The 12,635-nt window shown below is 37.7% G+C and carries 15 protein-coding genes; 1 reads left to right on the top strand and 14 read right to left on the bottom strand.

All coding sequences use genetic code 11. The features are described 5' to 3' along the window. Positions 1 to 2: 2 nt before the first annotated feature. The 14 genes from DK924_RS08720 to dapA all read right to left on the bottom strand — a co-directional run bounded on the left by DK924_RS08720 (position 3) and on the right by dapA (position 11,780). Positions 3 to 2,249 (bottom strand): transporter, encoded by a 2,247-nt coding sequence (locus tag DK924_RS08720; RefSeq protein ID WP_109874921.1) that lies wholly within the window; start codon positions 2,247 to 2,249, stop codon positions 3 to 5. A 29-nt stretch (positions 2,250 to 2,278) separates the two neighbouring features. Beyond that, positions 2,279 to 2,800 carry an outer membrane lipoprotein carrier protein LolA gene (locus tag DK924_RS08715; protein WP_109874920.1) on the bottom strand — a complete coding sequence of 174 codons (522 nt, stop codon included), beginning with the start codon at positions 2,798 to 2,800 and terminating at the stop codon, positions 2,279 to 2,281. 14 nt (positions 2,801 to 2,814) lie between these two features. After that, positions 2,815 to 3,243, bottom strand: a complete 429-nt coding sequence (locus DK924_RS08710; protein ID WP_109874919.1) for a thioesterase family protein — start codon at positions 3,241 to 3,243, stop codon at positions 2,815 to 2,817. After that, positions 3,236 to 4,798, bottom strand: a complete 1,563-nt coding sequence (gene hutH, locus DK924_RS08705) for a histidine ammonia-lyase (RefSeq protein WP_052242883.1) — start codon at positions 4,796 to 4,798, stop codon at positions 3,236 to 3,238. Before hutH ends, DK924_RS08710 begins: the two co-directional genes overlap by 8 nt. Continuing rightward, positions 4,782 to 5,741, bottom strand: coding sequence for an acyltransferase (locus DK924_RS08700; protein ID WP_109874918.1), 960 nt, complete (start codon positions 5,739 to 5,741; stop codon positions 4,782 to 4,784). Before DK924_RS08700 ends, hutH begins: the two co-directional genes overlap by 17 nt. Then, positions 5,731 to 6,480, bottom strand: coding sequence for a glycosyltransferase family 2 protein (locus DK924_RS08695; RefSeq protein WP_109874917.1), 750 nt, complete (start codon positions 6,478 to 6,480; stop codon positions 5,731 to 5,733). The genes DK924_RS08700 and DK924_RS08695 overlap by 11 nt, the downstream gene beginning before the upstream one ends. Continuing rightward, complete coding sequence (locus DK924_RS08690; RefSeq protein ID WP_039037441.1) at positions 6,473 to 6,838, bottom strand: thioester dehydrase; 366 nt, start codon at positions 6,836 to 6,838, stop codon at positions 6,473 to 6,475. The genes DK924_RS08695 and DK924_RS08690 overlap by 8 nt, the downstream gene beginning before the upstream one ends. Beyond that, complete coding sequence (locus tag DK924_RS08685; protein WP_109874916.1) at positions 6,822 to 8,192, bottom strand: AMP-binding protein; 1,371 nt, start codon at positions 8,190 to 8,192, stop codon at positions 6,822 to 6,824. The genes DK924_RS08690 and DK924_RS08685 overlap by 17 nt, the downstream gene beginning before the upstream one ends. After that, positions 8,179 to 8,715: a hypothetical protein gene (locus DK924_RS08680; protein ID WP_254844967.1), complete on the bottom strand. Its 537-nt coding sequence runs from the start codon at positions 8,713 to 8,715 to the stop codon at positions 8,179 to 8,181. Before DK924_RS08680 ends, DK924_RS08685 begins: the two co-directional genes overlap by 14 nt. A gap of 32 nt (positions 8,716 to 8,747) precedes the next feature. Continuing rightward, a complete protein-coding gene (locus tag DK924_RS08675; RefSeq protein WP_004586477.1) occupies positions 8,748 to 8,993 on the bottom strand; it encodes an acyl carrier protein in 246 nt (81 codons plus the stop codon). A gap of 22 nt (positions 8,994 to 9,015) precedes the next feature. Next, positions 9,016 to 9,273: a phosphopantetheine-binding protein gene (locus DK924_RS08670; protein WP_004586478.1), complete on the bottom strand. Its 258-nt coding sequence runs from the start codon at positions 9,271 to 9,273 to the stop codon at positions 9,016 to 9,018. Next, positions 9,270 to 10,055, bottom strand: a complete 786-nt coding sequence (locus tag DK924_RS08665; RefSeq protein ID WP_109874915.1) for a 1-acyl-sn-glycerol-3-phosphate acyltransferase — start codon at positions 10,053 to 10,055, stop codon at positions 9,270 to 9,272. The genes DK924_RS08670 and DK924_RS08665 overlap by 4 nt, the downstream gene beginning before the upstream one ends. Continuing rightward, the gene (locus DK924_RS08660; RefSeq protein ID WP_109874914.1) at positions 10,048 to 10,743 is read right to left on the bottom strand and encodes a beta-ketoacyl synthase chain length factor; all 696 of its coding nucleotides are present in this window, start codon (positions 10,741 to 10,743) and stop codon (positions 10,048 to 10,050) included. Before DK924_RS08660 ends, DK924_RS08665 begins: the two co-directional genes overlap by 8 nt. 119 nt (positions 10,744 to 10,862) lie before the next feature. Continuing rightward, positions 10,863 to 11,780 carry a 4-hydroxy-tetrahydrodipicolinate synthase gene (gene dapA, locus DK924_RS08655; protein WP_109874913.1) on the bottom strand — a complete coding sequence of 306 codons (918 nt, stop codon included), beginning with the start codon at positions 11,778 to 11,780 and terminating at the stop codon, positions 10,863 to 10,865. Positions 11,781 to 11,952: 172 nt separating this feature from the next. On the opposite strand from dapA, the gene DK924_RS08650 reads away from it, so the two are divergent. Further along, the gene (locus DK924_RS08650) at positions 11,953 to 12,606 is read left to right on the top strand and encodes a DUF6058 family natural product biosynthesis protein (protein WP_109874912.1); all 654 of its coding nucleotides are present in this window, start codon (positions 11,953 to 11,955) and stop codon (positions 12,604 to 12,606) included. Positions 12,607 to 12,635 lie beyond the last annotated feature (29 nt).

The following is a 12,635-nucleotide window of genomic DNA, read 5'->3' as shown; positions in this document are numbered from 1 at the left end:
TATTATTCCTTTTGAGACTTTAATACACTTAATGGAGATAAAATATATACGGCTAAAATCCCTACCATAACAGTAAGGCCAAAACTAAAAATGGCAGGGGTATTTGAAAAGGCGAGCATACCAAATACACACATAGAAGAGGCGGCCGACAAGCTAATGGCCAATACATTTACCGCCGTTAAGTTGTTAATTTGGTAAAACACTAAATAATCTATGGCTAGGCCAATAATGAGTAAGCCACCTAGCAGATTAAAAATTGAGATACTTCCTTGCGCTGCATTACATACCCAAAGCATAGTCAACAGGCTGACACTTAATGTTATCACCTGCACAGTGCCAATCCGAAGGCCAAATTTATAGCTAAATAAAACAAAGCAAATAACAATGGCCACGCCCAATGTAAGCAATAAATACTGGCTGTAGTTTTCAAGTAGGCTACTGATTTGCTTAGGCTTGTTATATATAAACGCATCTTCATGAGCATTAACGTTAGAAGTTAGCGCTTGCGTGGATACTCCCGATACAGAAAACCAAGTAACAGCTTTATTAGGCTCAACAAACATTTGTGCATTTAAAAGTACTGAAAAATGACTATTTGCTAAAGTGTCGTAACTCAAAAGTTCTGTGTTAGCTGACTCAACTTTTATCCCTGTATATTTTTCAGTAATAATTAACACATCGTTTTTAACAGCCCCATTAAAGAGCGCTAAATTATTTTCTTGCGTGCGCTTACTAGGTAACCAACGCTTAATAGCATTGTGTTTAAGGTGTGGGTTAATACGATTTAAATCACCTATTAGTCGTTCTTGCTTTTGCAGTAGTTGTTCAGCATTTGATGCAAATAAAAACACAATGTGACTATGTAATTGCCCCATTAAAGTTAAATGCTTTTGCTCATTAAGTATTAGTTGCTGTGGGCTTGCATTTAGTAAACGTACATCGTTGTTAAATGAAATGGGTTTAAGATAAAACAAAAACATTAACACCAGCCCCAATACGAGTAAAACCGATTGCTTATAACGGTTAAAGCGCACCATTAAACCTAATAACTGCTGACTTTTAATCAAACTTCGCTCAGAGAGCACAAGCTTAGATTGCCAGATAGGTAATATAATTAATGTGAATAACCAAGCGCTCGCAAGCCCAGCAATTACAAACACTGCTACTTGCGATAAAAGTGAAATTGGCGCACCTAATAGACAGCTATAGCCTAGGCCTGTTGTAATAAAAGATAAAAGCAAAGCTGTTTTTGTGCCTTTGCTTAACCCACTACTTTGGTAAAAACTGTTGCCATACGCTAAATCAGTCATCGCATGGAATGCATAATCAATAGCTATACCAATTAGGGTTACAGCAAAAACCAGTGTTAATAAATGAATCGAATTAAACACAAATACCATGGCCGTAGCACCACCAGCCAGTGCACTAAGTACGGTTAAGCTTGCAAGTAAAATGCTACTGACTTGCCTAAATACCCAAAACACCATTAAAAGTAATGCGATTACACTAAGACCACCAAATAAGCTCATTTCATACTTAGCTTGCTGAGCGTTTTCAGCTGTATGAAAAAGAGCACCTGAATAGCGAATAGTGGTCCGTGGGTAAGTAATATTTAAACTTTCAAGCTTATTTTTAATGCTGTTCGCAAGCTTAATAGACTCATCAATTGGAAGGCTATTGTTAGGAATGGTAGCCAATATAACAGCATAATCCTTATGGTTTAAACGGCGCGTTAACCGCTCATTTCTTAAAGAGAATAACTGACTTTGTTTTAAATTATCGCCTATAAATGCAGCAAGACTTAAACTAATATCGGCTTTTAGTGTGGCACTTACAAAAGGGTTTCCTAATTGATTTAATTGAGTAAGGTAAAATGACTCAAACTGTGCTTTATCAACCATACTATTTTTATAATTGTCGCTGAGCAGCGCATGTTGATACGCAGAGAACACTGAAGATAACTGCTCAATGCTTGGCAGTTCAAAGCTATTTTTTATATCACGTTTTAACAGCCATGATTTAAGCTCGTCATGTGCTAAGTTTTTACTATCACCAGTAAATGAAAACATAATACGGTTTGCATTTTTTTTAAAAAAGACCTCTTCGCCGTACGCCAATTGAGAATGTGATTTTGGTAATAAACTAAACATGTCAGCATTTAATACAGGCTTAGTGATATACAAAGCAGCACAAAGTAAAACAGCTAAAAAACCAAACCATGTAATAAGTACACTAATACGTTTAATCACATCACTCTTCCGAAGGTTACTTACACTTATTAATTATTAGGTGTATTTGCATAAGAAAACTCTATTACTGTGTTGCTACCCGAGTGCTCATTTAAAGTTATACTTTGTACACGCTGGTTATTTTCACAAAGAATAAAATGGCTAAACAGCTGTTTTAATAGCGTATCTTTTGGCTTTAATAATAAACAGTCTGTTTGGTTTGTTACATCAAAACGCTCATATAAGGCTTTCATATCTAATGCGAGTAAGTCAGTTAATAAGCCTACAAACTGCTCGCTGCCAGGCTGAGGAGTAAGCTCACCCTCTTTATTTTTAACAAATACTTGGCCATTCTCGATTAGTAATGTGCTTTGCACTGGTGTTTTTACATACCAAAGCAGCTTTTCCCCCTCAAGTGTAAACTCCCCTTTAGAGATGAATGGTTTAGAGAAGCCGGCAAAATGCTTTAATTGCTTAAATTCACCCGAAACTGTCGTAGCAGCTAATAAACTGGCACTAAAAAAAACAAAATAAAGAGCACTAACAAACACACAATTTTTTAAATAATTCATAGCATCATCCAATATTAGCTAAGTATTTTTGAAAGCTTATCAACTATCACCGCTGGTGAGGCAAACTGCATTTCTTTAGTCGATATCTCAACAGCAACTTGAGTGGTAGTCGCTTTAGTAATACGCTTATTCGTTATGGCATCTGTAATTACATAATCAATTTTTAATCGGTTTTCGAACTCTTTTAAATGCGCGGTCACTTTAATTTTTTGGGTAAATATGGCGGATGCCACGTACTTAATTTGCATATCCACTATTGGCCACGCATAACCCGACTCCATCATTTGAGGATAGTCGTAATCAAATAATCGCAGTAACTCACAGCGAGCCACCTCTAAGTAGCGAGGGTAATTACCATGCCATACAACATTCATCGGATCGCAGTCATGAAATGGAATTTCAATTTCCACTTCATGAGTTAGCAAAGCGCCTTTACTATTCATATAAAGCCCAACGTTTTTCCTGAATATAACTAATGGTTTGTCTAAGTACCGCTTCCATTGGCCTATCTTCAGTTAGGTTTTCGAAATAATGAGTTATGTCAGTATACATCGCTTGCATATCTGCAGTTAAACTTGAAAATTCAAGTTCGCCTTGTTTAATACGCAGCCTCACCCCTTGAATACTTGCTAGTAACGTACTTGCAATAACCTGCTCTGTAAGCTGTAAAATACGCAAACAATCACGTGAGGCAATAGTCCCCATACTTACTTTATCTTGATTATGGCACTCAGTAGAGCGAGAAAATACACTTGCAGGCATCGTTAACTTAAGCGCTTCAGCAGTATAGGCACTGGCGCCTATTTGCACGGCTTTAAAGCCATGATTTATGTAACGACGTTCAGCCTCACTGTCTGATAAATTTGATGGTAATCCATTATTAAATTTAGTATCGACCAATGAAGCGATTTGCCTGTCGGCTAAATCTGCCAGATTTGCAATCGCCGTTTTCATACTATCCATTGCCATTGCAATGTGGCCGCCATAAAAATGGCCACCATGAAGTACATGTTCACCCTCGCCATCAATAATGGGGTTATCGTTTGCAGAATTAAGCTCGTTTTCTATCATCTGCCTGAAAAATGGCAAACTATCTTGCAATACACCAATAACATGCGGTGCACAGCGAATAGAGTACCTATCTTGTAGTCTATCAGCGTTACGAGGATGGTCATGATGGTTTAAATCATCTCGTATCCATTTAGCAACTTGTTGCTGCCCAGGATGAGGCTTAACAGAGAATAAAATTTCATCAAAATGATGACTATTACCTTTAAGAGCAAGGCTAGACAATGCTGTAATCCTACTTGCAAGTTTTGCTAAATAATTGGCTCTATCAAACGCTAAACAAGCCAGTGCGGTCATCACAGCTGTACCATTCATAACTGCAAGCCCCTCTTTTGGGCGAAGCGTTAAAGGCTTTAAACCAGCCGCTTGCATTACCTGTGCGCTGTTAAGTATTTTATCTTTGTAAAAAACATCACGTTCACCAACCATAGCACCTGCTACATACGACAGTGGGGTTAAATCACCGCTAGCGCCTACCGAACCTTCTTGAGGAATAACAGGTACTATATCAAGGTTTAAATAGTCTTTGAGAAGATTAAGCATTTCCCAGCTTACGCCAGAATAGCCTTGTGAAAGTGATGCTAAGCGCGTAGCTAAAATTGCACGCCCTTGTACTTTATTAAACACATCGCCTAGTCCACAACCATGAAAGCGCGTTAAATGTAATGGCAGCTCATCAACTAAGTTAAGTGGCACAGGAACCGTGACTGAGTCACCATAACCTGTAGTTACCCCATAAATCACACCATCTTCTTTGAGTAGAGAGTCTAAAAAACTAAGCGCGCTATCTATTTTTGCACTAAATTGCTCGCAGCCACTTAATTGCACCTGAGTATTTTGATGTGCAATATTAACAATATCTTCAATAGAAAGTTGTTGGTTTCCAAAAAGCTGTACTTCCTGAGCTGACACTCTACTTCTCCTTTGCATTGCTGCGTTCTACTTGCTGATCGTTTTGCCAAAAATCATAAAAATTAAACCACTGATAAGGATACCGCACGGCATAAAAGCCTAAACGTGCAGAAAAATCTGTAATTACAGTGGTTAATAGACCTTGCCTTTGTGAGCGGGGTATTTTTAATGTTTGGCTATAATGTTCAAAAATCACATGATACTTTTTTGTTTTTTTATCTTTTAAGCAAAATAAAAAATAAACGGGGCAATCTAATAATGCAGCTAATATAAAAGGCCCTTGAGAAAAAGATGCAGGCTTACCTAAAAACTCAACACGTGTTGATCGCTCACCCGTTGTAGTGCTTGTTCTATCACCAACAATAACGACTATTTCACCCTGCTCTACTTTATCTTTTAATAAAATAGCTAGATCAGGGCCCATATCGCTCACTTGAATTAAGTTAACCGACACCGCGGGATTAATTTTTTTAAGCATTTTATTAAATTCAACAGCGTGATGAGTAAATACAAGCACATTAATTTTTTTACTGCTGCGATGCTGGCTCAGTGCTCTACATACCTCAAGGTTACCCAAGTGAGAGCCAATAAAAATGGCCCCTTGCTGTTGCTCATTTAAATCAATAAACAGCTGTTCATTAGTATATTGGATATCCTTTTTTGAAATTCGACCGAGCCAACCATCAATTTTATCAAGGGCGCTATCGGCAAAACTACAAAAATGCATAAGCTGTTGTTTAAAAGTTACTTTACGCTCAACATTATTGTAATTATTAACTTGAGCTAAAAACTGCTTAGAAGCCGCGCGTGCAACTTTGCCGGTAATAAACAAATAGCAAACAACCGGGAACAAAATAACCCACAGCCCTTTACGACCAAGTACTTTATGGGCAAATAGTAATATTTGTATACCTAAAAAGTTACCTCGCTCTTGCATTTTAGACCAATGTTTAACGGCCATAACGTCTCTTATATTTATGCCATAGTAAAACAGGTGAACGAAGCAGCATGCCAAAAAATAAACGCGTATGTAACCACGAAATGCGCACATTATCTTGAAGTGGCTGAAAGTGTGACAAGCCATTTTCTGGGTAAACAACCTGGCTTGGTAAAAAAACAAATGGCACGTTGCGCCAATATAACCTAACTAGTATTTCTGGATCAAAGTCCATACGCTTACCGAGCTTAACCTCACTTATAAGCTTATTAGTCACATTTAAGGGGTACACTCTAAAACCACACATTGAGTCAACAATTTTAAAGCTGAGCGTTTCTATCCATACCCACACATGGGTTAAATAACGTGCTAAGTAACGATGTTTAGGAACCGATTCATCATACACTGGGCAACAACTAACTAATGCCTGTGGGTGTGTATTTGAAAGTTCAATCAACTTTTTGATATCTGATAAATTATGCTGACCATCTGCATCTACTTGTATCGCATGGCTATAACCTTGCTCATACGCGCAGCGCAATCCTGTTTGTACCGCACCGCCTTTGCCTTCGTTTTGCTCATGCGATATAAGAGTGAGGTGGGCATATTTTTTCTCAAGAGTAGCAAAAAGAGATTTAGCCTGCACACTACTGGCATCATCAACCATTATTATCGGCAGCGTATACTCAGTTAACGCTGCAAGTACTTCATCAATAACACTTACATGATTAAAATTAGGTATAACAATACAAAAATTATTCATCTGTATCACTTTTAAACACTATGCGCCCAGAGGCGTGTTGGCCTTTATCTGATTGATACGAAAAGCCATACTTACCGCTCGGTTTTTCTTCTACAGTTAATTTAATTGTTAGACCAGGGGTAATAACAACCTGAAACTTAAGCACTTCAATATCTTTTACTTCACGTTTAACATTAAAGTATTTTCGCACGGCATCTACGGCCCAATCGAGCTGCACTACACCTGCTAAAATAGGGCCTTGACTAAAGTGACCTTTAAAATAATCTAAACTTGGCGGTATAAAAAGCGTTAGGCAATGACCCTGTGTTGACGATACACAGTTAACAAGTTCAGGCTTTGTGTTAATCAGCTTTGACAAAAAGAGACTCCAATACTTTTAAATTTATTTTAGCTTGCGTGTTGTAGGGTAATTGATTTAGAAAACGCCATTTTTTAGGCGTACAGATCCCTTCAAAACGATTCAATGTATGTGTTTTTAAAAGCGTATTAGTCGCTAACTTTCCATTGGCGTTTAAATATGCTTGCCCTTTCTGTGTAAGCACTATAACAGCGCCTAATACTAAACGTTTCCCATTTAGCGTTATTACTTTAGCTTCCTGCACCCACTCACTTTTGCATAAATGTAGCTCTAGTTCGTCAAGGCTTAAGCGTTTTTCTTCAAGCTTTATAATACGGTCAAAACGACCTAGTAATTCAAATTGGCCATTTTGAAATAATGTACCTCGGTCATCTAATAAATAGTTTGTTTGCTCAACTAAAGGCGAATTCAACACTAATCGTTGTTCAGAGGTACTGTGTAATGTGATCCCTAAAAATGGCTGCCAATGACTAACGTTCTCTAAAGACACAACCTGACGATATGCAATTCCGCCAGTTTCGGTGCTGCCAAATACTTGAGTAATGGGTTTATTTAGCTGTTTATTTAAAGTGACAGCGTCTTCATTTTGAAGCGGCCCACCGGATGAGAAAACCCACTGTAAATGTGACTTTTCTTCTATTAAAACGTTATCTTGATGCAGCCGCTTTAGCTGTGCCGGACTGGATATAAACACGGCCTGTGTATTTGTTTTAAGTTTAGTAGCAATATGCTCGGGGTAGTTAAGCAAGTCTGTATCAATTATGTAGTTATTGCTAAGCGGCCATAACACTCTAAATAACAAACCGTAAATATGCTGATGCGAAACACTGGCAATAAATACAGGGTTACGTTTTAAAGCAAACGTACTGTTGAGCGTTTTTATCTCTTTATTAAGCACTCGCCACGATTTAAAAATAGGCTTAGCTTGACCTGAAGAGCCAGAAGTATAAAAAACAAGGTTACCTTCACTCGGCCAAGCAATTTTATTGAACGGTGTGTAGTTAGGTGTAGTTGTTAAATTACCAATGTTTTCAAATGGCGTAGTCGTATGCTCGACCAAATCACTATCGCCCAAATAGTAAGGGGTTTGCTCTAAAAGCGCATTGAGTGTTTCGCTTTGACCATTAGACGGTAAAATTATAGTCCAGCCTTTATGCGCCAATGCAAAAAGGTTTACAGCAAAATCATAGCTACTACTGTTGAAAAGCACTGCCGATGCTTTAGTAGGCGATTGCGGAATTTTAGCCAAAACTTGATTAATATCATTAACAAATTGACGCTCAGATAACGCTGAGCCGCTATGATTAAATCGAATATTTATGCTTGCGTTATCTAAAGTATTAAACACCTGCATTCCTTTTTACTTTTTTCCTTACTAACCACTCTACTGCAAATAAAACACCCATAATAATGTATGCAATAAAACCGTTATAAAATGCCCACACATCAAGACTTGTAAACACACTCGTGTATAACGCTATACTGGCGTTAAAAACAAAAAAAACGCACCATATTTTAGTTACATTTTTAGTGTACGAAATAGCTCTCTTATCAAGCTTTGGCTCAGTGATACGCGCAAACGTTTCTATGATGCTTGGACCCTTATAAAGCGAGTAAGCAAAAACAAAAAACATAACAGTATTTACAATAACCGGATAAAGCCGAATACCAAAATCACTGCCGATAGTTTTTGATAAGCCAATAGCTAAAATTCCAAGTAATGAGGCTGGCTTTATCCATGGCATTTTAGCTAATAAAGGCTTGCTTAACCAAAGCCTTATTATTAACAGTGTTAATAAAATCACAGTGAGTAAATAACTGTTGAAACGTGTCAGCCCTATATAAACAATGAAAGGGTAACACGTTAAAAAAATCATTATTAACGCTGTTAAAAATGCCTTAAACATGCTTATTTAACGAGCTTTTCTATTTCAGATACAACATCTTGCACAGTGCGAACTTGTTTAAATGCGTCAGGCTCAATTTTCTTACCTGTAATTTCACGTAACTTAACAACTAAATCTACAGCGTCGATACTGTCTAAGTCTAAATCTTCGTACAGGTTAGCTTCTAAAGAGATATCTTCAGCATCTATTTCAAATTCATTTTCTAAAATGCCGTGTAATACATCATAAATTTCAGCAGCGGTTTTCATTATTATTCCTAGTGTGTGTTAATTAAGTACGTGATTGTTCTATAAATTGCGCTAAAGAGTTAACACTCGCAAAATGCGCTTTAGTTTGTTCTGAATTTGCATCAATTTTTACGTCAAATTCTTTTTTGATAGCAAGCCCGAGTTCTAGCGCATCTATGCTATCTAGCCCTAAACCGTCTACAAATAATGGCTCGTCGTCTTTTATATCGGCAGTGGTCATATCTTCAAGATCTAGGCTCGAAATAATCAATTGTTTAATTTGTTGTTTTAATTCACTCATATATAGCTAAGCTCTTTTGTAAAGTATTGTTGTAAGCCTTTCGTAAGCAAGCGAGACTGTATTGCAGGTACGTCGCTTGTATAAATAATATCGCTTTTGAAAGAATGTGGTGCTAGTTGCATAGAAAAATGCGCTTGGTATGGGGCTACTCTGTACCAAGGTGTCCCTTTAGTTAACGTGTTAGGTTTCATTTTAATCAATACGGTTGTTATAGGAGCATGACATCTAAGGGCTATATTTGCAGCCCCCCTTTTAAATTTAAGCGTATTATGAGGTACTGAACGTGTTCCCTCAGGAAAAACAATTAAGTTATTCCCTCTTTTTAGTGTTTGTTCGCATTCCTTTAATAGTTCTTGCGGGTCTTCATTGCTTATATAACCTGTACTTTTTATCACACCACGCATAAAAGGGTTTGTAAAAAGGTGTGCTTTTACAACGCAATCAACATTTTTAATGACCGATATAAGTACCACAACATCAATAAGTGATGGGTGATTAGCCAAAACAAGCTCGCCTTTCAAATTAGCTAAATGGGCTTTATCTTTTATATGAAAACGGATAGCGCCACTGTGATGCATTAAACCGACAAAAAATTTAAAACTATAATGCACTACCGTACGCGCATTTTCTTTTTGTTTTACAGGACAGCGTTGAAAAAAACGTTGAACAGGGAATATAAGTAACGCTAAAAATAGACCACCTAAACCAAATAAACTAAAACAAAGGCCAGTGGCTATAATACGCCAAATAAGGCCTATTACTCTTATTGTTGTGTTAAACATAGTGGCTTAGCAACCAACCATTAGCACTGGCGCTTTGTTTGTTAAACATTGCTTTTGCGCACTCTAAACTTAAAGGAGTAGTTGAATGCCCACAATTATTAGCCGCCTGTTTGGTTAGACTAAAATGAGCTTCATTTTCTGTAGCTAATCGCATAACTAACGCAATAGAATGAGTTATTTGTTTCTCATCAGCAAATGTCGTGTAGGGATCAGGAAGTGATTCATCAGTATGAACAACTAATATATGTGTTTGCTTAAACTCTACTAACTTTATGTATGCTTCTATTAAAGCGCAAGCAAAGCTATCCTTACCCGCTGCTATAGCAACCATAGGTTGGGTGTTACCACTAATAATACTGTACATCCCAATAGCTGCATTATGCACACTTAAGCCAAAGCCTGTCGGTGATAAGGGCAGTTGCTCAGCGAGGTCACCTAGTAAGTTAGCTGTTTTATGAAAATCGCCATGTCGTGACGAAAAAACAACAGGCATATTTTCATACGGTTTTTCATTTGTAACCTGGTACGCACTATGTAAAACCATTTTCACAAATGGCGTCATCCTTCTGCGCTGCATTGCAGTTACCCAGCTTAATGTTATTGGTGATGAGTCATACCAATTTTCAAAGAGGGCTTGTCGCTGTTCAGGCTTAATCCATGTAGCGAGTTCTTCAACAACAAATTTCACAAATAAACGTTATTTAGTAAGTAAAAGGCAGGGAATTTTACCGATATTAGTCATAAAAGTAAAATAATCATTAAATAAATGCCAGCACTTAACAGATATTCAGTGCTGGCTCATATAACTTATGAAATAGAAACAATATCTCCTTGTTTAATACATTTTGCTTCCGTGCCAACTATATCATCAACTTTGAGCTGATTAATTAGCGTTTCACCTTGTTGCTGTTGCTCATCGTTAAGCGGCACGTAAGGCATTCTAAACACAGGGTTAACCGCACCTGTCATGATCATCGCGGTGTTAATGGCAATTGGGTTGGGCTCGCAAAACAGCCAGTTCATTAATGGTTGTAATGAGTTATTAAGCGCATCATTTTTACTATCCATTAATTGACGGAACAAACCCGGGATCAGGTTAGACGTAACTGAAATAACACCATGTGCTTTATAGATATGGCGTGCATCGTGTGCTTCGTCATCATTACCAGACCAACATGCAATACCTTGTTGTTCATAGTGCGCTATACGCTCATTGCCACCACATTCTTTAACACCAATAAAGTGCTCATGCTGGGCCAGTGGTTCAATAATATCTGGAGTGAGGTCTTGGCCTGTGCGCCCTGCTACGTTGTAAATAAACGCCGGACCAATATCAAGTACACGTTTAAAGTGTTCTTTAACACCGGCAATTGATGTGCGCCCGTAGTAAGGGTTAATTTGTAATGAGGCATGCATGCCGCTGGCAAAACCATATTTTGTTGCTTTAATTGCTTCGCGCGTATTATTACTACCGGTGTTGCCTACAATCAGTAATTTATCACCAAATTTATTGGCACTGTGCGCAATTAGCATTAAGTGCTCTTCCCAGTTCATTAACTGGCCTTCACCGGTGGTGCCACCAACAACTATGCCGTCAACACCCGCTGCAATTTGTATTTCAACGAGTTCATCATACTTTGCAAGATCGATCTCACCATTGGCTAAGTAAGGTGTTTTAATTGCAGTAATAAGGCTTGCTTGTTTAATTTGTTCTAGGGTGCGCATAAAAAAATCATTGTTATTAATACTTGGCCTATTTGTACCATATTTACCGCGCTATTTGCAGTGATAGCCAGTATTTAATTATAAAATGGCTTGTGTTATTGAGTTTGATGATACAAAATAAATAACTGTATAAATAAACAGTATTTTATTTTTTACTATTAAGCGAGCCACTATGCGTTTATCTGACTATTTAAGCACTCACTTTTATCACACTGATGAGTTATGCCAAGCACTCAACATAGACACTGAAACCTTTGAAGATTGGCAAGCTCAAAGCATTTTTCCTAAGCCAAGTTATTGCATTAAAAACCAGATGAGTTGCAGCTCTTATTCAGGCTTATATGAGTGTGAAGAATACGACGATTATTATCCCCGAGGCTGCGTAAACTGGGGACAAGGAGTTATAAAGCAAAAAATTGAGTCATCTAATCAGGCGTTTAATTTATTTGCTCAGCACTATACCCAATGCTTGGCTAAGCTTACACAACAAGGCTTTATATTTAACGAAGAGCTGTTTGGCTGTGAAATAGAAGAGCATTTACAGCAAGTGTGGCAACAATTTCTATGCAGCAAATATGGGGTGCTTACACAAAATGGCTTAATTGATGAAATTGTGGCTGTGGATATTGGCAGATTATTAGTAGACGATATAACCGAGCTGCGCAGCAAAGCCAGTTTAGATAAGGATGAGCGCACCCGCATTCACCCTGCCATGAAGCTTTTAAATAAAGCGCTAAGCCATGGCGCCGATCACGAAAAGCAACTCACATTACGAAGCCGCTATATTGATGCCCTTATTTTAAAATACGATTTATCGATTAAATAAAGGTTACAACTCCTACTTGGCTATTAGCT

The sequence above is a fragment of the Pseudoalteromonas sp. meg-B1 genome, assembly GCF_003173795.1.
Classification (GTDB): Bacteria; Pseudomonadota; Gammaproteobacteria; order Enterobacterales; family Alteromonadaceae; genus Pseudoalteromonas; species Pseudoalteromonas undina.
The sequence above is the reverse complement of the archived record's forward strand: the minus strand, read 5'-3'. Positions and strand labels throughout refer to the sequence as shown.

Bases quoted from the DNA above. Each gene is read 5' to 3' on its own strand.
- DK924_RS08715 (WP_109874920.1), bottom strand. From the start codon at position 2,800: ATGAATTATTTAAAAAATTGTGTGTTTGTTAGTGCTCTTTATTTTGTT.
- DK924_RS08710 (WP_109874919.1), bottom strand. From the start codon at position 3,243: ATGAATAGTAAAGGCGCTTTGCTAACTCATGAAGTGGAAATTGAAATT.
- hutH (WP_052242883.1), bottom strand. From the start codon at position 4,798: ATGCAAAGGAGAAGTAGAGTGTCAGCTCAGGAAGTACAGCTTTTTGGA.
- DK924_RS08700 (WP_109874918.1), bottom strand. From the start codon at position 5,741: ATGGCCGTTAAACATTGGTCTAAAATGCAAGAGCGAGGTAACTTTTTA.
- DK924_RS08695 (WP_109874917.1), bottom strand. From the start codon at position 6,480: ATGAATAATTTTTGTATTGTTATACCTAATTTTAATCATGTAAGTGTT.
- DK924_RS08685 (WP_109874916.1), bottom strand. From the start codon at position 8,192: ATGCAGGTGTTTAATACTTTAGATAACGCAAGCATAAATATTCGATTT.
- DK924_RS08680 (WP_254844967.1), bottom strand. From the start codon at position 8,715: ATGATTTTTTTAACGTGTTACCCTTTCATTGTTTATATAGGGCTGACA.
- DK924_RS08675 (WP_004586477.1), bottom strand. From the start codon at position 8,993: ATGAAAACCGCTGCTGAAATTTATGATGTATTACACGGCATTTTAGAA.
- DK924_RS08670 (WP_004586478.1), bottom strand. From the start codon at position 9,273: ATGAGTGAATTAAAACAACAAATTAAACAATTGATTATTTCGAGCCTA.
- DK924_RS08665 (WP_109874915.1), bottom strand. From the start codon at position 10,055: ATGTTTAACACAACAATAAGAGTAATAGGCCTTATTTGGCGTATTATA.
- dapA (WP_109874913.1), bottom strand. From the start codon at position 11,780: ATGCGCACCCTAGAACAAATTAAACAAGCAAGCCTTATTACTGCAATT.
- DK924_RS08650 (WP_109874912.1), top strand. From the start codon at position 11,953: ATGCGTTTATCTGACTATTTAAGCACTCACTTTTATCACACTGATGAG.